This window comes from Streptomyces sp. NPDC031265, from assembly GCF_055570295.1.
The window spans coordinates 43,645-63,682 of record NZ_JBVIHM010000023.1 but is presented as its reverse complement, the minus strand read 5'-3'; the positions used below and the strand labels follow the sequence as shown (position 1 = coordinate 63,682).

Here is a 20,038-nt window from a genome sequence, read left to right as displayed (position 1 = left end):
AACCCACCACCCCAACCACCCCCCCCCCACCCCCCCCCCCCCCACCCCCCCCCCCCCCCCCCCCCCCCCCCCCCCCCCCCCGGCCAGTACCGGAGAGGGACCGCTAGGAGCGCGCGATGAGTGCCGCAGAGACAACCACCGCCAAGGTGCCGCCGGCGCGGCGCGACCCACTACCGGGCGGGGGATCCGGGAAGCCCCCGAAGGGGCCGGGCAGAAAGCGCAGTGCGGGACAGGCGGCGGTGCCCTGGGCGCTGCTCGCTCCCTGCCTGCTGGCGCTCGCCTTCGTACTGGGCTATCCGCTGGTGCGCCTGGTCACCCTGTCCTTCCAGAAGTTCGGCCAGCCGGAGTTGTGGGGTTTCAAGGACCCCGAGTCGGTCGGCTTCGACAACTTCACCAACGTCCTGAGCGACAGCGAGTTCTGGACCGTCGTCGTCCGTACGGTCCTGTTCGCCTTCACCGCGGTCGTGCTGACCATGGTGCTCGGCATGCTGATCGCCCTGCTGCTCCAGCGGGTCTCCGGCTGGGTGAAGACCCTGGTCAACATCGCCCTGGTGGCGAGCTGGGGCATGCCGATCGTCGTCGCCATCACCATCTTCAAGTGGATGTTCGACAGTGACTTCGGCGTACTGAACTGGCTGCTCAGCCAGTTGCCGGGGGTCGACATGATCGGCCACAACTGGTTCGCCAGCGGCACCCAGGGCCTCGCCGTCATCATGCTGCTCGTGGTCTGGGGCGCGGTGCCGTTCGTCGTCATCACGCTGAGCGCGGGCCTCACCCAGGTCCCCAAGGAGCTCGAAGAGGCCGCCCGGCTCGACGGAGCCGGCTCCTGGGGCGTCTTCCGCCACGTCACCATGCCGATCCTCAAGCCCATCGTCGTGATGCTGGCGACCCTCTCGGTCATCTGGGACATGGGCGTCTTCCCGCAGGTCTTCGTGATGCGCGGCAACCACCCCGAGCCCGAGTTCCAGCTCCTCACCACGTACTCGTACGACAAGGCGTTCGTGGTCAACGACTACTCGCAGGGCTCCGCGATCGCGCTGCTCACCGTGCTCCTGCTGCTCGGTGTGATCGCCGTGTACATGCGCCAGATGCTGAAGATCGGGGACGTCGAGTGAGCGTGGCGAACGGAAAAGAGGGCGTGGACATGGCTACCTCGACCCCGGCGCTCGCGCGCCCCCGCCGCAAGAAGTCCAAGCTCGGCTGGAACCTCCTCGGCCTGCTGGTCTTCGCCACCGCGGGCTTCCCGGTCTACTGGATGCTCAACACGGCGCTCAAGCCCGCCAAGGACGCGATCGACCCGAGCCCGCACTTCTTCCCCCGGTCCCTCACCCTGGAGAACTTCCGCCGGGCGCTGGACATCGGTGACTTCTGGGGCGCGATCGGCCGCTCGCTGATCGTCTCCGTCGTCGTCGTGGTGATCGGCATCGCGGTCGGCCTGCTCGCGGCGCTCGCCATCTCGCGGTTCGCCTTCCGCGGCCGCAAGATCGTGATCGTCGGCATCCTGGCGGTCCAGATGGTCCCGCTGGTCGCGATGATCATCCCGGTCTTCCTGCTCCTCAACGACCTCGGCCAGTACGACAAGCTGTCCGGCCTGGTCCTCACCTACCTCACCTTCATCCTCCCTTTCACGGTCTGGACGCTGCGCGGCTTCATCGTCAACGTCCCCAAGGAGCTGGAGGAGGCGGCGATGGTCGACGGGTGCAGCCGCACCGGCGCGTTCATCCGCGTGGTCTTCCCGCTGCTGGCCCCGGGCATGGTGGCCACCTCGGTTTACGGCTTCATCCAGGCGTGGAACGAATACCTCTACGCCCTCATGCTGATGAGCCAGAACCACCAGACGGCCACCGTCTGGCTGTCCAACTTCACCACCCAGCACGGCACCGAGTTCGCCCCCATGATGGCCGGCTCCACCATGATGGCCGTCCCCATCGTGGCTCTGTTCCTCCTCGTCCAGCGCAAGATGGCCGCGGGTCTGACGGCCGGCGCAGTGAAGGGATAACGCCGCCCATGACGACGATCGCACGCAGCACAGACACACTCACGCGCGACGCCCTGACCGTTCTGCAGCCCGGTTTCGTCGGCACCACCGCCCCCGACTGGCTGCTGCGCCGGATCGGCGAAGGCCTCACCTCGGTGGGCCTGTTCGGCCGCAACATCGCCACGGCCGCCCAACTGGCCGCCCTGACACGCCAGTTGCGGTCCGAGCGGGACGACGTCCTGGTGGCCATCGACGAGGAGGGCGGGGACGTCACCCGCCTGGAGGTCCGTACGGGCTCGTCGTTCCCCGGCAACCTGGCGCTGGGTTCGGTGGACGACACGGACCTGACCCGCGCGGTGGCCCACGAGCTGGGCCGCAGACTGGCGGCCTGCGGAGTGGACCTGAACTGGGCCCCTTCCGCCGACGTCAACTCGAACCCGGACAACCCGGTCATCGGAGTACGGTCCTTCGGCGCCGACCCGTACCTCGTGGCGCGGCACACCGCCGCGTACATCGAGGGGCTGCAGTCCGCCGGAGTCGCCGCCTGCACCAAGCACTTCCCGGGCCACGGCGACACGGCGGTCGACTCGCACCACGCGCTCCCGCGCATCGACGTGGACCTCGACACGCTCCACGCCCGTGAACTGGTGCCCTTCCGCGCCGCGATCGCCGTGGGCTCCAAGTCGGTCATGAGCGCGCACATTCTTCTCCCCGCGCTCGACCCGGCCCGCCCGGCGACGCTGAGCCCGCGTGTCCTGACCGGACTGCTCCGCGAGGAACTCGGCTACGACGGGCTGATCGTCACCGACGCCGTGGAGATGCAGGCCATCGCCTCGACGTACGGGATCGAGCGCGGCTCGGTCCTCGCGATCGCGGCCGGGGCCGACGCGCTGTGCGTCGGCGGCGGCCTGGCGGACGAGGACACCGTGCTGCGGCTGCGGGACGCGCTGGTCGCGGCGGTACGGGCGGGCGAACTGCCCGAGTCGCGGCTCGCCGACGCGGCGGCCCGGGTGCGCGCCCTCGCGTCCTGGACGCGGCAGGCCAGGGGGAACGTGGCGGTGCCGGGCGCGGAGCAGGAGGGGACCGCGCCCGGCACCGACATCGGCCTGGTGGCGGCGCGACGCGCCCTGCGGGTGACGGGGGCGGTGGTCCCCTTGTCCTCACCCCCCTACGTGGCGGCCTTCACCCCCGTCGCGAACATCGCGGTCGGGGACGAGACGCCGTGGGGGGTGGCGGCGGAACTGGCGGCGCTGCTGCCCGGGACGACGACGGGAACGTACGGGCCGTCCGCGGACCCGGCGTCGGTGCTGGCCGCGGCCGGGGGGCGCCGGATCGTGGCGGTGGTCCGCGACGAGCACCGCCACCCGTGGATGTCCTCGGCCCTGGACGCGCTGCTGGCGGCGCGCCCCGACACCGCGGTGATCGAGATGGGGGTGCCGCAGGCTGTGGCGCGGGGTGCGGTGCATGTTGCTACGCATGGGGCGGCGAGGGTGTGCGGCCGGGCGGCAGCGGAGGTTCTGTCCCCCACCCCGCCCGTCACCTGAAGCCCTCCGGCGGGCGGCCGGGTGGTGGGCCGGGGCGGTCCTGCTGGGGGGCTACACCCCAGACCCCGTTGAGGGGCTGCGCCCCGGCCCCCTGTCTGTCTGCGGGCCGGTGGGGGCTGGTGGCGCAGTTCCCCGCGCCCCTTTTGGGCCCGGGGTTCGTCTGCGGGTGGGCTGTGGTTGCTCGCGCAGTTCCCCGCGCCCCTTTTGGGCCCGGGGTTCGTCTGCGGGTGGGCTGTGGTTGCTCGCGCAGTTCCCCGCGCCCCTGGGGGCAGATGGGGGCTCGGCAGCTCCAGCCTCTCGGACGTGCAACGGGGCCCGGCCCAAACTCAGCCTCTCCGGCGTGCGAGGAACGGGTCCCGCACATCCAGGCCCTCCGGCCTTCGAGGAGCGGGGCAGGGGCCGCAGGCCCCGCCCTCAAGGGGCGCGGGGAACTGCGCGACCAGCCACAGACGGCCCGCAGACGAACGGGGTCCGGGGGCGGAGCCCAGGTAACCCACCCACCCCGTGCCGGGGTCCGGGGCGCAGCCCCGAAGGCGGGGGCGGGGCGCAGCCCCAGCAGGGGGTACCGGGGCCGCAACCCCCGTAAACAGGGTGCACGGGCCACAGGCCCCAGCGCGGCGGTACCGGGGCGCAGCCCCCGCAAGCGCGGTGCACGGCCCACGGGCCGCCGCCCGGGATCTGGGGGCGCAGCCCCCGTGAGCGGGGTGCAGGGGCCGCAGGCCCCGCGACGGGGTCCGGGGGCGTAGCCCCCGGGAGACCACCTCAACCACCCACCCACCCCCGGAGGCCACGCGGCGGAGCCGCAAATGTCTCAGCGGGAAGGGGCGGGGTGGGGAATTCCTACAGGCCCTGCCACGTCGGCTTGTTCGCGTACGTGTGGCGGAAATAGTGCGCAAGCTTCAGCTTCGACGCAGCCGCCTCATCCACCACCACCGTCGCATGCGCATGCAACTGCAGCGCAGACGCGGGGACGACGGACGCCACCGGCCCCTCCACGGTCTGGGCGACCGCCTCCGCCTTGCCCTCACCCGTCGCGAGCAGCACCAGATGCCGCGCTTCCAGGATCGTGCCGATGCCCTGCGTGATCACGTGGTGCGGCACCTGCTCGATGTCGTCGTCGAAGAAGCGCGCGTTGTCGACCCGCGTCTGCTTCGTCAGCGTCTTGATCCGGGTACGGGACGCGAGCGACGAGCACGGCTCGTTGAAGCCGATGTGCCCGTCGGTGCCGATCCCGAGGATCTGGAGGTCCACGCCTCCGGCCGAGGCCAGCGCCAGGTCGTACGCCTCGCACGCTGCCTGGACGTCCGCCGCCGACCCGTCCGGCCCGATGAACGAGTCCGCGCCGAGCCCGAGCGGCTCGACGACCTGGCGGATCACCGTCGCGCGGTAGGACTCGGGGTGCCCCACCGGCAGCCCGACGTATTCGTCGAGCTGGCAGACCCGGGCCCGCGACACGTCCACCGCACCCGCCGCGACCTTGGCCGTCAGCGCGTCGTAGATGGGCAGCGGGGTCGAGCCGGTGGCCACGCCGAGAAGGGCGTCGGGCTTGCGGCGCCACAGTGCCGCGATGGACTCCGCGATGAGCTCGCCGCCTGCCTTGGCGTCCGGGACGATGACAACTTCCACGTGGGCCTGCCGATCTGGAGACGTAGACTGATCAGAGTGGTATAGACCAATCTAGCAGAGCGGGCGGCCCTCCCGCTGGCGGTCGCACCTTCTCCCATGGTCGACTGGAGGGGTTTCGGCAACGCGTACGGAGACCGCCATTTGGAGGCATTGCGCATGTCGTCCCCGACGTCGTCGACGCAGAGCACGACGCACAGCGAGCAGCCCGGCCGGATCATGCGCGGCGAGATGGCGGAGCAGCCCGCCGTACGGGATTCGTCCTGCCGGTCGAGGGCGTCCCCGAGGAGCTCCAGCCGATCCTGGAGATCCTCCCGCTCCAGCTCCTCGCGTACGAGGTGACGATCGCGCGCGGCCAGGACCCCGACGCGCCCCGTGCCCTGGCGAAGGTGACCGAGACGCACTGATTCCGGGCCCGGGCCGCGACCGGCCGTACGCCCGCACCCGCACCCGCGCCGCAGCCCGCCCGCCCGCGCCACCGGCCGTGCGTGCACGTCCGCCCCGCATCGCGCCTACGGCAGCGACCCGCCCGTAGCGTCCACCCACTGCCCCGTCACCCAGCGCCCGTTCTCGGAGGCCAGGAACGCCACCACATCCGCGATGTCGGCGGGGGTGCCGACGCGCCCCAGTGCCGACATCGCAGCGGCGCCCGCCCACGCCTCGTCGCTCGCGCGCAGCCACTCCGCGTTGACATCGGTGTCGACGATGCCCGGGGCCACCGAGTTCACCGTGATGCCCCGGCTGCCCACGACCCTGGCCAGATCGCGGGTGAAGACGTCGAGCGCGGCCTTGGTCATCGCGTACGCCATCAGGTCCGGCAGCAGCGCGGACCGAGAGACGCCGGAGGAGATGCTGACGATCCGGCCGCCGTCCCGCATCCGCTCCAGACCGAGCCGGGCCAGGAAGAACGGGGCCTTGGTGTTCACCGCGAACAGCCGCTCGTACTCCGCCTCCTCGATCTCCCCGAACGCGCGGGCCGTGCCGATGCCCGCGTTGTTGACCAGGATGTCCACCCCGTCGGCGTGCCGGTCGAAGGCCGCCCACAGCGCCTCGGCGTCGCCGGGGACGCCGAGTTCCTGGCCGAGGGCGAAGGCCGAGCCGCCGGCCGCCTCGATCGCGGCGACCGTCTCATCGGCGGCCGCCTCGTTGCTGCCGTAGTGGACGGCGACCCGCGCCCCGTCCCGGCCCAGCCGCTCCGCGATGCCCCGGCCGATGCCCCGGCTGCCCCCCGTGACCAGCGCCGTCCTGCCCGTGAGTGTGCCCATGGCGTATGTCCTCCCCGTGGATGTATTTCTGTAGCGGTCGCTATAGAAAGGGAACGTAGCACATTGTTTAGCGGTCGCTATAGAATTCGTCCATGACCACCGGACAGCGCGGCCGCCCCCGGTCCTTCGACCGGACCCGGGCGCTCGAACAGGCCACCCTCGCCTTCTGGGAGCACGGCTACGAGGCGACGTCCGTCGCCGATCTGACCCGGGCCATGGGGATCGGGGCGCCCAGCCTGTACGCGGCCTTCGGCGACAAGAAGGCCCTCTTCGACGAGGTTGTGCGGGGCTACGGGCAGACGCACGGGGCCTATATGGTCCGCGCGCTCGCCGAGGAGCCGACCGCGCGCGGGGCGATCGGGCGGATCCTGCGCGAGGCGGCGGCCGAGTTCACCCGCCCCGACCGCCCGCACGGGTGCCTGGTCATCAGTGCCGCCGTCAACTGCACCACCCGCGAGGTCGAGGAGGGCCTGCGCGAGCAGCGCGAAGCCAACATCGCGGAGTTCGAGCGGCGGATCGCCGCCGACGTCGCGGCCGGGCAGCTGCCCGCGGGGACGGATGCCCGCGCGCTCGCCCGGTACACCGCCGCCGTGTTCCAGGGCATGTCCGCGCAGGCCAGGGACGGGGTGAGCGAGGCGGACCTGAGGGCGGTCGCCGAGTGCGCCATGCGCGGCTGGCCGGACGGACAGCCCTAGCCCCGCGGCCCCGCTCGTGGCAGGCTCGGCACTGCCTGGAGCCGGGCCCGTAAACGGATGGACATGAGGAATGGTCTAGTCCACAATGGCCCGAAGCAGGCCTCCGGCCTCCCCGCACAGGAGGTCGGACAGAGGTACGCGGCGCTCTCTGCCCTGACAGCGCCGGGGACCTCCCGTAAGGCCGAGGGGCACCGCACACCCGTCGGCCGGCAGTTCCGGGCTGCGGTGCCGGACGGGCCGAGGGTCCCGACCCGGCGCCGTAGCCCGCGCGGGTACCCTCGCTGACGTGCCCTCCATGAACGATCTCGTACGTCAGCACACCGCTCTCAGTGAATCCGACCTGGAGTGGCTCCATCTGCTGGTCTCGGAGTGGCAGCTGCTCTCCGACCTCTCCTTCGCCGACCTCGTGCTGTGGGTGCCCACCCTGGACGGCAGCCGGTACGTCTCCGTAGCGCAGATGCGGCCCAACACCGGCCCCACCTCCTACCAGGACGACATGGTCGGCCACCTCGTCCCGCGCGGCCGCCGCCCGCTGCTCGACGCCGCGCTCGACGAGGGCCGCATCGTGCGCGAGGGCGACCCGGAGTGGCGCGAGGAGGTGCCGGTGCGGGTCGAGTCCATCCCCGTGCGCAGGGAGGGCCGCGTCCTCGGCGTGATCGCGCGCAACACCAATCTGCTCACTGTGCGTACACCCTCCCGCCTGGAGCTCACCTATCTCCAGTCCGCCTCCGACCTGGCGCAGATGATCGCCGCCGGGTCCTTCCCCTTCCCGGGGCAGCAGGTCGACATGGACGCCTCGCCGCGCGCCGGCGACGGGCTGATCAGGCTGGACGCGGACGGCATCGTCCAGTACGCCTCGCCCAACGCCCTCTCCGCGTACCACCACCTCGGGCTCGCCTCCGACCTGGTCGGCCAGCACCTCGGTGAGCTCACCGCCCAACTCGCGCCCTCGCGCGGCCCGGTGGACGAGGCCATCGCCAAGCTGGCCAGCGGCTACGCCCCGCGCGAGACCGAGGTCGAGGGCAGCGGCGGGGTGATCCAACTGCGGGCGATCCCGCTCAAGCCCAAGGGCACCCGCATCGGTTCGCTCGTCCTGCTGCGGGACGTCACCGAACTGCGCCGCCGCGAACGCGAGTTGATCACCAAGGACGCCACCATCCGGGAGATCCACCACCGGGTGAAGAACAACCTCCAGACGGTCGCGGCCCTGCTGCGCCTGCAGGCCCGGCGGATCGACTCCGAGGAGGGGCGCGAGGCGCTGAACGAGGCGGTGCGGCGGGTCGGCTCGATCGCGATCGTGCACGAGACGCTCTCGCAGAACCTGGACGAGCGCGTCGAGTTCGACGAGATCGCGGACCGGGTGCTCGCGATGGTGGCGGAGATCTCCCCGGGCAAGGTCAGCTGCCGCCGTACGGGCCGGTTCGGCATCCTGGACGCCGAGGTCGCCACCCCGCTGGCGATGGTGCTGACCGAGGTGCTGCAGAACGCCCTCGAACACGCCTTCGCCCAGGGGGAGCAGGGCACGGTGGAGGTCTCGGCGGTACGCGGCGGCACTCGCGACGACGCCCGGCTGCTGATCACCGTGCGCGACGACGGCCGGGGGCTGCCCGAGGGGTTCGACCCGCAGAAGGCCGGGAACCTCGGCCTCCAGATCGTCCGCACCCTGGTCGAGGGCGAGCTGGGCGGCGCCTTCGACATGGTGGCGGCGCCGGAGCGGGGTACCCGGGTGGTGCTCGACGTACCGGTGCGGGCGGACAAGTAACCCGTACGTCTACAGAACAGGCACAAACAGCAGCGAGCCCCGGACCGCGAACGGTCCGGGGCTCGAATGCTGTGGGTTACTTCTGCGCGCTGCGGCTCGGGGGGCGGTGAGTGCGTACTCGCTGTACGCGCCGCGCGGGCCTAGGCAGGAGGGGGGATCAGGCGGTCGCGTTGCGCGCCCGGTTGCGAGCGGCACGGCGCTTCATCGCGCGGCGCTCGTCCTCGCTGAGGCCACCCCAGACGCCGGAGTCCTGGCCGGACTCAAGCGCCCACTGCAGGCACTGCTCCATGACGGGGCAGCGGCGGCAGACGGCCTTGGCTTCCTCGATCTGCAGCAGCGCAGGACCGGTGTTGCCGATGGGGAAGAACAGCTCGGGGTCTTCCTCACGACAAACGGCGTTGTGACGCCAGTCCATGGCTGCTACCTCTCTTGGTGATGCGTATGGGTGCTTGTGAATGTGAACGCTTTCACGAATCCCCCCGCAAGGGAAGGGCCGACTTCCAGTTGGACTGGTTGTGGTCCTGAGTTGAGGAGGGGTTCTGGCTCTCACGGAGGCCGGTGTTGCGGGCCGTCCCGATCGCCATGTAGAGATTCGCAAACCTCGGCTGCGGATACAACCCCTTCAGGAAAGTTTTTTTTGATTCCTCGGTGTCGACTGGGTCACAGTCGTACTTCTATGGGGTGGGGCCTGGCCCAAACGTTCGAGTTAAAGGACTTTCGGCCCTTCCACTCACACAATCACACGCAGTGCACGGCGTACGCCTGTGAACGTCACGCTGGTACGCAGACCCAGGTGGTCGCCGTCCATCTGGAAGGGCAGCGGGGCCTTGGAATGCAAGGTGAAGTCCGTGAGGTCATGCAGTGAAACCGCGTGCTTGCCGTGTGGACCCTTCTCGGGGGTCGAGGTCAGCAGCTGGGTGGCATAACGGGCCGCCGCCGTGGTCGAGAGCCTGGAGAGGGAGAGCACGTCCAGGGCCGTCTCGAAGGATGCCTCCGGGGCCGCGTACACCGGGCGATTGCCCAGGTAGGTCCAGGGAGAGGTGTTGCAGACTATCGACATCACCAGCTCCTCGACCGGGTCGTGGCCGGGGCGCTCCAGGGTGATCGTGCCGTGCCGGCGGTGCTGCTCGGCGAAGAACTGGCGGGCCACCTGGCGGATGTAGAGGCTGTGTGTGGAGCGTCTGCCGCGTTCCCGCTGCTGTTCGACCCGGCCGACGACCCCGGCGTCGAACCCCAGTCCGGCGCAGAACGTGAACCAGCGGTCCGGGACGCCCTCGTCCTCACTGCCCGGGGTGCCGGCCGCCAGACCGAGACTCACCGTGCGGCCACGTCCCTCGCGCAGCGCGTCGAGCAGTATGCCGGTCGCCTCGACGGGTTCGTTGGGCAGTCCGACCGCACGTGCGAAGACATTGGTGGAGCCGCCGGGGACCACCGCGAAGCTCGGCAGGTTCTCCGGGTCGGGGCCGTTGTGCAGCAGACCGTTGACGACCTCGTTGACCGTGCCGTCGCCGCCGAGCGCCACGACCAGGTCGATGTCGCTGCTCTCCGCCGCCCGCCGCCCGAGGTCGCGGGCGTGCCCCCGGTACTCCGTGGTCACGGCCTCCAGCTTCATCTCGCTGGCCAGCGCGTGGATGAGGACATCACGGGTGCGGGCACTGGTGGTGGTAGCCGCCGGGTTGACCACGAGAAGTGCACGCATGGGCGCCAGAGTACCTACCGGGCGGTACCGGGCACAGTCCAGCCCCCTCTCCCCGGCCCGGGACGGGATCCTGCCGAGGGCTACCCTGCTGGGGTGAGTACTGAGCAGCACCCTGACAGCGAGAGCGGCGCCGGCACCCCCGAGGGGCCGCGCCCCGTCCGGCTGACCCAGGCCGCAGCGATCGCCGCGATCGAGGGCCTCGCCCTGGTCGGCGGCGGCCTCTTCATGCTCGTGATGGGCCTGATGGGCAAGCCCGACCAGCCGCGGCAGGCCGAGACGGGCGGCGTGACGCTGATCGTCCTCGGGATCATCCCGCTGGTCGCGGCGCGCGGGCTGCTGCTGCGGCGCCGCTGGAGCCGGGGGCCCGCGCTGATCACCCAGATCCTGGCGCTGCCGGTCGCCTGGATGTTCCTGCACGCGGACGGGCCGGCGATCCCGGTGGGCATCGCCATGGCCGTGCTCGCGGTGACCGGCCTGGTCCTGCTGGTCAACCCGGCCACCGCGGAGGCGCTCGACGTGCGCGGGGCGGGCGGGACGCGTACGCCGTAGTCCGGCGGGGCACCCGGCGCCATGGGCTTGTGGCCCGGAGCGCCCGGCCCTCCGGCGTGTGACGCGTCCTACTCCTCCACCAGCAGCTTCTCCCGCAGCTGGGCCAGGGTCCTGGCCAGCAGACGGGAGACGTGCATCTGGGAGATGCCGACCTCCTGCGCGATCTGCGACTGGGTCATGTTCCCGAAGAAGCGCAGCAGCAGGATCCGCTTCTCGCGCGGCGGCAGGTCCTCCAGGAGCGGCTTGAGCGACTCCCGGTACTCGACGCCCTCCAGCGCCTCGTCCTCCGCGCCGAGGGTGTCGGCGACCGCCGGGGACTCGTCGTCGGTGTCCGGGACGTCCAGCGACAGCGTGGAGTACGCGTTCGCGGACTCCAGGCCCTCCAGGACCTCCTCCTCGGAGATGCCCAGGCGCTCCGCCAGTTCGTGCACCGTCGGCGAGCGGCCGTGCTGCTGGGAGAGCTCCGCCGTGGCCGTGGTGAGGGCCAGGCGCAGCTCCTGGAGGCGGCGCGGCACCCGGACCGCCCAGCCCTTGTCGCGGAAGTGCCGCTTGATCTCGCCGACGACCGTCGGGGTCGCGTACGTCGAGAACTCGACGCCGCGCTCCGGGTCGAACCGGTCCACCGACTTGATCAGGCCGATGGTGGCGACCTGGGTCAGGTCGTCCAGCGGCTCGCCGCGGTTGCGGAACCGCCGGGCCAGGTGCTCGACCAGCGGCAGGTGCATCCGGACCAGCTTGTTGCGCAGCTCGGCCTTCTCCGGCGAGCCGTCCGGAAGTTTGCGCAGCTCGATGAACATCGCCCGCGCCCCGCTGCGGTCCTGCGGATGGTGCTGCTGCGTGTGCTCGATGTGCTCGCTCATGTGGGCCGCCCGCTCTGCCTGCCGCGTCTGCTCCGCCACGGCCTCTGGGCCGTCAAGTCCGTCCACCGGGTGCGGCCGCGCCTGCTGCTCCGGAATACCGACGGAGCGCGGCATCTCCGGGTGCGTCTCGGGGATGCGCCTGTCGTCCCGCACCGGACCGTCCCCGCTCACGCCGGTCCGGGTCCCGCGCCGCGCTGTTTGTACAGGCTGATGGAGACCGTACGGTCGTCGGCGACCGTGGAGTCGACCTTGCCGGCGAGCGCGGAGAGCACCGTCCAGGCGAAGGTGTCGCGCTCGGGCGCCCGGCCGTCCGTGGTCGGGGCCGAGACCGTGACCTCCAGTGAGTCGTCGACGAGACGGAAGACGCAGCTCAGTACGGAGCCGGGAACGGCCTGCTGAAGCAGGATCGCGCAGGCCTCGTCGACCGCGATGCGCAGATCCTCGATCTCGTCGAGAGTGAAGTCCAAACGTGCCGCGAGGCCGGCCGTGGCCGTACGCAGCACTGACAGGTAGGCACCCGCGGCCGGCAGCCGGACTTCCACGAAGTCCTGATTCCCGGGCTCGCCTGCGATCTGGGACACCCTCACCTCCAAGGTGGCACAAGCTCTCTCGGGCCCCGGCGGAGGGGACGCCTCCGGGGCCATGCGGTACGTAATGCGGTGATCGTCCGTCGTCCACGCGATCGTGGTGCTCGGAAGGGCGACGCTATCGCGATCCATGGTGCCGTGTCGCCGGGACCCCTCCCGGCAGGTGTCACTCATGGTAAGCATATGAGCACGGACAGTGGCTAGAGGTGTGCGGTGCCCAATTGCTGTGAACCGACGCCGGGTTGACGTACCCAGGCCGGAGACCGTCGAACCGTCCGGATCCCCCCGGCCTCCCGCGTCACACCAGTACGTTGTCCACAAAGCACCAGCGCCAGTCCTCGCCCGCCTCCTGGGTGCGCATCACCGGGTGCCCGGTCTCCTGGTGGTGGGCGGTCGCGTGCCGCATCGGCGAGGAGTCGCAGCAGCCCACATAGCCGCAGACGAGACACTGCCGCAGCTGTACGTAGTGGGTCCCGGCGTCCAGGCACTGCGGGCAGGTCTCCGTCAGCGGCGCGGGCTCGGGGCGCGGCAGTTCGGCAACGTGCGGGCACTCGCTCATGATTGCCAGGTTACGACGGTCCGGGTGTGAGGTGGCTGGGATGGACGCGTTGCCGCTGGTGGCACTGGTCGCGGGGAGCGCGGTGGTGGCCGGGGTCGCCCGCCGCACCCCGCTCCCGGCCCCGCTGCTCCTGGTGGCTGCGGGCCTTGCCGCCGCCTATGTGCCGGGCGTCCCGGACTACACGCTCGACCCGCACATCGTGCTGCCCCTGCTGCTGCCGCCCCTGCTCTACACGGCCGCGGTCGACAGCTCGTACCTCGATCTGCGGGCCAATCTGCGGCCCGTCGCGCTGCTCTCGGTCGGCTACGTTCTGTTCGCGACCGTGGCCGTGGGCTGGCTCGCCTATCTCGTGGTGCCCGATCTGCCGCTCACCGCCGCGCTGGTGCTCGGCGCGGTGGTCGCGCCGCCGGACGCGGTCGCGGCCACCGCCATCGCCCGCCGCCTCGGGCTGCCGAGCCGGATCACCACGATCCTGCAGGGCGAGTCGCTGGTGAACGACGCGACCGCGATCACCGCGTACAAGGTGGCGCTCGCGGCCGCCGTCGGGGAGGGGGCGACCTGGGCGGGCGGGGCAGGGGAGTTCGCCCTCGCCTCCCTCGGCGGGATCGGGATCGGGCTCGTCCTGATGGTGCCGATCCAGTGGCTGCGCACGCATCTGACGGAGGCGCTGCTCCAGAACACGCTCTCGCTGCTCATCCCGTTCGTGGCGTACGCGGCGGCCGAGCAGGTCGGGGCGTCCGGGGTGCTCGCGGTGGTGGTCGTCGCGCTGCATCTGGGCCACCGCTCGTGGCAGGTGGACTTCGCGACCCGGCTCCAGGAGGCGGCGGTCTGGAAGATGGTCGCCTTCGTCCTGGAGTCGTCGGTGTTCGCGCTGATCGGGCTCCAGCTGCCGGTGGTCCTCAAGGGGCTCGGCGAGTACCGGGTGGCGGAGGCGGTGCTGTACGCGACCGGGGTCTTCGCCGCGGTCGTCGCGATGCGGTTCGTCTGGGTCTTCCCCGCGACCTATCTGCCGAGGGCGCTCTCGGAGCGGATCCGCACGCGCGAGCCCGACACCGACTGGAAGGCGCCGGTGATCGTGGGGTGGGCGGGGATGCGCGGGGTGGTCTCGCTCGCCATCGCCTTCTCGATCCCGCTGACCATGCACGACGGCAGCCCCTTCCCGGCCCGCAACCTGGTGCTCTTCCTGACGTTCACCACGGTCATCGCCACCCTGGTGGTGCAGGGGCTGACGCTGCCGCCGCTGATCCGGGCGCTCAAGCTGCCGGGCCGGGACGCGCGGGCCGAGACGCTGGCCGAGGCGCAGGCCCAGAACGAGGCCTCGCTGGCCGCCGAGCGCCGTCTGGACGAGCTCCTGGCCGACGAGGCCAACGCGCTGCCGCCGCCGCTGGCCGACCGGCTGCGCACGGTCCTGGAGCGGCGCCGCAACTCCGTGTGGGAGCGGCTCGGCGGGGTGAACGCGGTGACCGGCGAGTCGGCCGACACCACTTACCGCAGGCTGTCGCGGGAGATGATCGGCGCCGAGCGCGAGGTGTTCGTCCAGCTGCGGGACGCGCGCCGGATCGACGACGAGATGCTGCGGACGCTGCTGCGCAGACTCGATCTGGAGGAGGCGGCGGCGTACCGGGAGAGCGAGTCGTGACGACTGGGGCCTGTCCGGCGGATCTGGTCGTCCGCGAGGTGCCTGCGCCTTTCGGTCCTGGTGAGCGGGGTCCTGGTGCTTCCCCAAGCTCTCGACTTCGTTCGAGCAGGGGAGACCCCAATGCTGCAAGGCGGAGGAGGGCGTCGACGCGATGGGGGTCCCCTGAGGCCTTGGGGGAGGGCGTGCCAGGACCCCGCGTCCCAGACAAGATCCGCCGGACAGGCCCTAGAGCGGCTGCCCGGTGACGACGGCCGCGACCGCCGTCCCCTCGGGGAACGCGCCCTCCTCGGCGAGGGTCAGCAGCCCGTACAGCATTTTGGCGACATAGAGACGTTCCACGGGCAGCTGGTGGAGGGCCTCGAAGCCGTCCGCGAAGGCGTCGAGTCCGGGGGTGGTACGGGCGTACCCGCCGCAGTGGAAGCGCTCGTCCAGGGACCAGTTGTCCCCGGCCGCCCCGAAGGTCTCGCGCTGCAACTCGCGTATCTCGCGCGCGAGGAACCCGCCCCGTAGCACCGGGAACCCGAGGGCCCGCTGTCCCGGGGCGAGCCCGGCGGCGAGGCCGGCGAGGGTGCCGCCGGTGCCGCAGGCCACCGCCACCACGTCGGCGAGGCCGTGCAGTTCGCGCCCGAGGTCCGTGCACCCGCGCACGGCGTGGGAGTTGCTGCCGCCCTCCGGGACGACGTACGCGGCGCCGCCGAAGCGCTCGCGCAGCGCGGCCAGCACCTCCGGCTCGGCCTTGCGCCGATAGGTCGCGCGGTCCACGAAGTGCAGCCGCATGCCGTCCGCCGCGCACCGGGCGAGCGACGGGTTGAGGGGCCGGTGGGCGAGCTCGTCGCCGCGGACCACGCCGACGGTGGGGAAGCCGAGGAGACGGCCCGCGGCGGCGGTGGCGCGCAGATGGTTGGAGTAGGCGCCGCCGAAGGTCAGCACCGGCCGCCCGGCCGCCTCGCGCAGGTTCAGCGCGAGCTTGCGCCATTTGTTGCCCGGCAGGGCCGGGTGGATGAGGTCGTCGCGCTTGAGCAGCAGGCGGACGCCGTGGCGGGTGAAGCGCTCGTCCTCGACCGGTTGCAGAGGCGAAGGAATGCGCGGCTGCAAGACGGCGGTGAGGTCGAGCGCTTCTTCGGTCATCCGTCCATTGTGACCGGCGCCCTCACTTCAGGCGTTCCCGGATCCGCTCCCGCATCCGGTCCATGCCGAAGCCCCGCGGGTCGACCTTGCCGGGCTGCCACTCCTTGTGGCCGATCACCGACCGCTCGGTCCAGCCGTAGTGGCGGCAGACGGCCGCCGCGGCCTTCTCGATCGCCAGGAGCTGGGCCTCCGGCCAGGGGTCTTCGCCGTCGCCCAGGTTCTCGCACTCGAATCCGTAGAAGCGCGCGTTGCCGTCGGTGTCGGCCTCGTCGCAGGCCGGCAGGCGTTTCTCGGCGATCACCGCGCGCAGTACGTCGCCGTCGCCCGCGCCGGCGTGGTTGGCGCGGCCGTTGCCGACCAGGTGGACCGTGCCGTCCTTGGTGATCACGCCGTCGCAGAGCGGGCCGGGCAGGCTGTCGTAGCCGTCGTAGCAGATGCGAACGGTGGCGTCGGATCCCCGGGTGGCGGTGTGATGGATCATCACGCCGTTGAGCGGGCCCCAGGCGCCGTGCCCGGCCCGGTTGTGGGTGCGCCAGTCGTCGACCTCGACGACCCGGAGGCCTTCGGCGCGCAGGGCGGAGAGGAACTGGTCAGCCGACATGGGTGAGGCCATGGCGGACTCCTTCGACGAGCGGTACCCCGGATTGCGGTACCTGGTTCGGTTCGTGCGGAATATCCCCTACCGCTTGTACCGGAACTTCCGTACCGGGGCGATCTGTTCGGGCGGCGTGCGAGCCGATCCGGACAGATCGCCCGATTACGGTCAGTTGTGTGCGAGCCAGAGGTCGGGGCCGAACACCTCGTAGTGGATGTCGGCGGCCGCGACCCCCTTGTCGAGGAGCTGGGTGCGCACCGCCCGCATGAAGGGCAGCGGACCGCACAGGTACGCGCGCGTACCCGACGGCACCGCGACCGAGGAGAGGTCCACCAGACCCGTCCGGCCGACGGGATGGCCGGATCCGGGCCGCTCGTACCAGAAGTGCGCCGCGGAGTCCGGGAGTTTGGCCGTCAGCGCCGCGTGGTCCTCGCGCAGGGCGTGGTCGGCCGGGGAGCGGTCGCCGTGCACCACGGTCACCGGGGCGCGGTGACCGGCGTCGGCCAGGTGCTCCAGCATCGACAGCATCGGGGTGCAGCCGATCCCCGCCGAGGCGAGCAGCAGCGGCGCCCCGCTGTCGTCGAGGACGAGATCGCCGTACGGGGCCGAGACGCGCAGCCGGTCGCCCTCGTGCACGCGCGCGTGCAGGTGGAGGGAGACCTCTCCGTCGAGGCTCCGGCCCTCGCCCCGGACCCGCTTGACCGTGATCGAGCGGGTGGCGGAGCCGGGGGCGGAGCTGAGGCTGTACTGGCGTATCTGACGGGCGCCGTCGGGGAGTTCGACCTGGACGGAGACGTACTGTCCGGGGCGGAAGCCGGGTGCCGGAGCGCCGTCGGCGGGCCGCAGCAGGAACGTGGCGACATCCGCCGTCTCCTCGACGCGGCCCTCGACGGCCCACTCGCGCCACACATCCCCGGCGGCGACGCCCCGCTCGGCGTAGAGCCGGGCCTCGATGGCGATCAGGGCGTTCGCCATCAGCCAGTACACCTCGTCCCAGGCGGCGGCGACCTCGGGCGTGACGGCCTCGCCGAGCACCTCGACGATGGCGGCGAAGAGGTGCTCGTGGACCAGGTCGTACTGCTCGGCCGTGATGCCCAGCGAGGCGTGCTTGTGGGCGATGCGGCCCAGCATCACGTCGGGGCGCTCGTCCGGGTGGTCCAGGAGGTGGACCGCGAAGGCCGCGATGGACCCGGCGAGCGCCTGCCGCTGGACTCCGGCGGCCTGGTTGCCCCGGTTGAACAGGTCGCGCAGCAGCCCGGGGTGGGCCGCGAACAGCCGTGCGTAGAACCGCTCGGTGATGGCGGGCAGGGCCGCGCCGACGGCGGGAAGGGTGGCGCGTACGGCCGCGGCCGACTTCTCGGACAGCAAGGGGACTCCTCTTTAATTGGAATCTAATACTCGTATTTTTGGCTGTGAAGCGGGACCCATGGGCGGGGCGGCGGTGTCTCAGCCGTCCGTCCGGCGCCCGCCCGTGAGGCCGATGAGCAGCGGGCCCGTGGGCGAGGTGACGAGGTCGGCGACGGTGATGGGATCCAGGGAGGCGTAGAACGCCTCCTGGGCGCGGCGCAGTGCCCCGCGCAGCCGGCACGCCGAGTTCAGCGGGCACGGGACGGCCCCCTCGCACTCGACCACGTCCCCGGGCCCCTCCAGCTCGCGGACCAGGCCGCCGACCGACGCCCGGCGGCCCGCCGGAGTGAGCGCGAGCCCGCCGCCGCGACCGCGCCGCGCCTCGACCAGGCCGAGGTGCTGGAGCCTGGCGACCACCTTCGCGGTGTGCGTATAGGGCACCCGCATGGTCTCGGCCACCTCGCGGGTGGTGGGCGGGGCTTCCCGCTCGCCCTCGTCGGCGACGGCCAGGCGCATCAGTACGCGAAGCGCCAGGTCCGTGAATCTCGTCAGCCGCATGGCGGCAGCCTAGATAACTTGCATATGGTGTGCAAATTTGTGGCCGGAACCGCGGGTGCCGCGGGCGGGAGAGCGCAACCTGCCCCGCCGAACTCCGTTCTAGTCCCACTCATTTGTGTAATGGCGCGCGCACGGTCCGTGCTGGAAGGCTTCTCGTGCAGGTCAGCTCATGATCGGAAGATCGAGGGGGACACACATGTCGGTCGAGGCAGGGCCCGAGAACCGCGCGCAGCAGAGTCTTGGTACCGCAGCCGCGCGGAATCTGGCGACCACCACCAAGTCCGCCCCGCAGATGCAGGAGATCACCTCCCGGTGGCTGCTGCGGATGCTGCCATGGGTCCAGGTGCAGGGTGGTACGTACCGGGTCAACCGGCGACTGAGCTACTCGATGGGTGACGGGAAGATCACCTTCATGCAGACCGGCGAGCGGGTGGCCGTCATCCCGGCCGAGCTGGGGGAGCTGCCCGCGCTGCGCGGGTTCGAGGACGAGTCCGTGCTGACCGAGCTGGCGAACCGGTGCGTGCAGCGCGACTTCGCCGCCGGGGAGGTCCTGGCCGCCGAGGGCGACCCGGTGGACACCGTCTACCTGCTGGCCCACGGCCGCGTGGAGCAGATCGGCACGGGGCCGTACGGGGACGAGGCGGTGCTCGGGGTCCTGGCGGACGGGGCGCACCTGGGCGAGCAGGCGCTGATCTCCGGAGAGGCCGTCTGGGACGCCACGGCCCGCGCCGCCACGGCCTGTACGGTCCTGGTTCTGTCCCGGTCGGACGTACTCAACCTCGCGGAGCGGGCGACCTCGCTCGGCGAGCACCTCGCGGCGCTCGCGCTCGCGCCCAGCCAGCGCACCAACAAATACGGCGAGGCGGCGATCGACCTGGCGTCCGGCCACGTCGGCGAGCCGGTCATCCCGCACACGTACGTGGACTACGAGGGCGTGCCCCGCGAGTACGAACTGTCCGTCGCGCAGACGGTCCTGAAGGTCCACAGCAGGGTCGCGGACCTCTACAACCAGCCGATGAACCAGACCGAGCAGCAGTTGCGGCTCACCGTGGAGGCGCTGCGCGAGCGCCAGGAGGACGAACTCATCAACAACCGTGAGTTCGGTCTGCTCAGCAACTGCGACTACGGCCAGCGCCTCCAGCCCCACGACGGGGCGCCCACCCCCGACGACATGGACGAACTGCTCTCCCGGCGCCGGGGCAGCAAGCTCTTTCTCGCCCACCCGCGCGCCATCGCCGCCTTCGGGCGCGAGTGCAACAAGCGCGGCCTGGTCCCGGAGAGCGTGGAGATCGGCGGCAGCCGCATCCCGACCTGGCGCGGTGTGCCGATCTTCCCGTGCAACAAGATCCCGGTCACCGACGCCCGTACGACCTCGATCATCTGCATGCGTACCGGCGAGGCCGAGCAGGGCGTCATCGGGCTCCAGCAGAGCGGCATCCCGGACGAGATCGAGCCGAGCCTGTCGGTGCGGTTCATGGGCATCGACGAGCAGGCGATCATCTCCTACCTCGTCACCGCCTACTACTCGGCCGCGATCCTGGTGCCGGACGCCCTCGGCATCCTGGAGAACGTGGAAGTGAGCCGCTGGCGCTGACCGCGCAGCACCCCGCGCGGGCGGTCGGCGGCACGGGAGGTCCGCCGGCCGTCCGC

The 20,038-nt window shown here is 71.5% G+C and carries 19 protein-coding genes and 1 pseudogene; 9 read left to right on the top strand and 11 right to left on the bottom strand.

Going from position 1 to position 20,038, the window contains the following annotated elements:
- The first annotated feature begins 116 nt into the window (after positions 1-116).
- From ACZ499_RS29095 to ACZ499_RS29085, 3 genes are read left to right on the top strand one after another with little or no spacing between them, the layout of a single operon-like run.
- Positions 117-1,115 (top strand): carbohydrate ABC transporter permease, encoded by a 999-nt coding sequence (locus ACZ499_RS29095; protein ID WP_468679250.1) that lies wholly within the window; start codon positions 117-119, stop codon positions 1,113-1,115.
- A 29-nt stretch (positions 1,116-1,144) separates the two neighbouring features.
- A complete protein-coding gene (locus ACZ499_RS29090) occupies positions 1,145-1,999 on the top strand; it encodes a carbohydrate ABC transporter permease (RefSeq protein ID WP_468679249.1) in 855 nt (284 codons plus the stop codon).
- An 8-nt stretch (positions 2,000-2,007) separates the two neighbouring features.
- Positions 2,008-3,522 carry a glycoside hydrolase family 3 protein gene (locus ACZ499_RS29085; protein ID WP_468679248.1) on the top strand — a complete coding sequence of 505 codons (1,515 nt, stop codon included), beginning with the start codon at positions 2,008-2,010 and terminating at the stop codon, positions 3,520-3,522.
- Positions 3,523-4,362: 840 nt separating this feature from the next.
- On the opposite strand, the gene nagB is transcribed toward ACZ499_RS29085, so the two are convergent.
- Positions 4,363-5,148 carry a glucosamine-6-phosphate deaminase gene (gene nagB / locus ACZ499_RS29080; protein WP_468679247.1) on the bottom strand — a complete coding sequence of 262 codons (786 nt, stop codon included), beginning with the start codon at positions 5,146-5,148 and terminating at the stop codon, positions 4,363-4,365.
- 239 nt (positions 5,149-5,387) lie between these two features.
- Between nagB and ACZ499_RS29075 the strand changes: the two are divergent.
- Positions 5,388-5,552: pseudogene (locus tag ACZ499_RS29075) on the top strand (SIS domain-containing protein); the annotation flags it as partial.
- A gap of 105 nt (positions 5,553-5,657) precedes the next feature.
- Here the strand turns inward: ACZ499_RS29075 and ACZ499_RS29070 are convergent.
- The gene (locus ACZ499_RS29070; RefSeq protein ID WP_468679246.1) at positions 5,658-6,410 is read right to left on the bottom strand and encodes an SDR family oxidoreductase; all 753 of its coding nucleotides are present in this window, start codon (positions 6,408-6,410) and stop codon (positions 5,658-5,660) included.
- A gap of 92 nt (positions 6,411-6,502) precedes the next feature.
- On the opposite strand from ACZ499_RS29070, the gene ACZ499_RS29065 reads away from it, so the two are divergent.
- Positions 6,503-7,105, top strand: coding sequence for a TetR/AcrR family transcriptional regulator (locus ACZ499_RS29065; protein WP_468679245.1), 603 nt, complete (start codon positions 6,503-6,505; stop codon positions 7,103-7,105).
- Positions 7,106-7,400: 295 nt separating this feature from the next.
- Entirely contained in the window at positions 7,401-8,867 is a 1,467-nt protein-coding gene (locus ACZ499_RS29060; protein ID WP_468679294.1) for a sensor histidine kinase, read from the top strand.
- Between the two features lie 157 nt (positions 8,868-9,024).
- Here ACZ499_RS29060 and ACZ499_RS29055 read toward each other — a convergent pair whose 3' ends face one another.
- A complete protein-coding gene (locus tag ACZ499_RS29055) occupies positions 9,025-9,282 on the bottom strand; it encodes a WhiB family transcriptional regulator (protein WP_004937597.1) in 258 nt (85 codons plus the stop codon).
- A 315-nt stretch (positions 9,283-9,597) separates the two neighbouring features.
- Positions 9,598-10,566 (bottom strand): diacylglycerol/lipid kinase family protein, encoded by a 969-nt coding sequence (locus ACZ499_RS29050; protein ID WP_468679244.1) that lies wholly within the window; start codon positions 10,564-10,566, stop codon positions 9,598-9,600.
- A gap of 93 nt (positions 10,567-10,659) precedes the next feature.
- Between ACZ499_RS29050 and ACZ499_RS29045 the strand changes: the two genes are divergently transcribed.
- Positions 10,660-11,115, top strand: coding sequence for a hypothetical protein (locus ACZ499_RS29045; protein WP_385534131.1), 456 nt, complete (start codon positions 10,660-10,662; stop codon positions 11,113-11,115).
- Between the two features lie 68 nt (positions 11,116-11,183).
- On the opposite strand, the gene ACZ499_RS29040 is transcribed toward ACZ499_RS29045, so the two are convergent.
- The 3 genes from ACZ499_RS29040 to ACZ499_RS29030 form a co-directional block, all read right to left on the bottom strand.
- A complete protein-coding gene (locus tag ACZ499_RS29040) occupies positions 11,184-12,089 on the bottom strand; it encodes an RNA polymerase sigma factor SigF (protein WP_385534255.1) in 906 nt (301 codons plus the stop codon).
- Between the two features lie 53 nt (positions 12,090-12,142).
- Positions 12,143-12,556 carry an ATP-binding protein gene (locus ACZ499_RS29035; protein ID WP_003966375.1) on the bottom strand — a complete coding sequence of 138 codons (414 nt, stop codon included), beginning with the start codon at positions 12,554-12,556 and terminating at the stop codon, positions 12,143-12,145.
- Positions 12,557-12,860: 304 nt separating this feature from the next.
- Positions 12,861-13,121 (bottom strand): UBP-type zinc finger domain-containing protein, encoded by a 261-nt coding sequence (locus tag ACZ499_RS29030; RefSeq protein ID WP_468679243.1) that lies wholly within the window; start codon positions 13,119-13,121, stop codon positions 12,861-12,863.
- A gap of 40 nt (positions 13,122-13,161) precedes the next feature.
- Here ACZ499_RS29030 and ACZ499_RS29025 point away from each other — a divergent pair, with 40 nt between their 5' ends.
- On the top strand, positions 13,162-14,760 hold the full coding sequence (locus ACZ499_RS29025; protein ID WP_468679242.1) for a Na+/H+ antiporter: 1,599 nt from the start codon (positions 13,162-13,164) through the stop codon (positions 14,758-14,760).
- A 225-nt stretch (positions 14,761-14,985) separates the two neighbouring features.
- Here ACZ499_RS29025 and ACZ499_RS29020 read toward each other — a convergent pair whose 3' ends face one another.
- The 4 genes from ACZ499_RS29020 to ACZ499_RS29005 form a co-directional block, all read right to left on the bottom strand.
- Positions 14,986-15,888 carry a 1-aminocyclopropane-1-carboxylate deaminase/D-cysteine desulfhydrase gene (locus ACZ499_RS29020; RefSeq protein ID WP_468679241.1) on the bottom strand — a complete coding sequence of 301 codons (903 nt, stop codon included), beginning with the start codon at positions 15,886-15,888 and terminating at the stop codon, positions 14,986-14,988.
- Between the two features lie 22 nt (positions 15,889-15,910).
- The gene (locus ACZ499_RS29015) at positions 15,911-16,501 is read right to left on the bottom strand and encodes an N-acetylmuramoyl-L-alanine amidase (protein WP_468679240.1); all 591 of its coding nucleotides are present in this window, start codon (positions 16,499-16,501) and stop codon (positions 15,911-15,913) included.
- Positions 16,502-16,651: 150 nt separating this feature from the next.
- Positions 16,652-17,851: a globin domain-containing protein gene (locus ACZ499_RS29010; protein WP_468679239.1), complete on the bottom strand. Its 1,200-nt coding sequence runs from the start codon at positions 17,849-17,851 to the stop codon at positions 16,652-16,654.
- Positions 17,852-17,929: 78 nt separating this feature from the next.
- Positions 17,930-18,388 (bottom strand): RrF2 family transcriptional regulator, encoded by a 459-nt coding sequence (locus ACZ499_RS29005; protein WP_468679238.1) that lies wholly within the window; start codon positions 18,386-18,388, stop codon positions 17,930-17,932.
- Between the two features lie 196 nt (positions 18,389-18,584).
- On the opposite strand from ACZ499_RS29005, the gene ACZ499_RS29000 reads away from it, so the two are divergent.
- Positions 18,585-19,982: a family 2B encapsulin nanocompartment shell protein gene (locus tag ACZ499_RS29000; protein ID WP_468679237.1), complete on the top strand. Its 1,398-nt coding sequence runs from the start codon at positions 18,585-18,587 to the stop codon at positions 19,980-19,982.
- Positions 19,983-20,038: the final 56 nt, after the last annotated feature.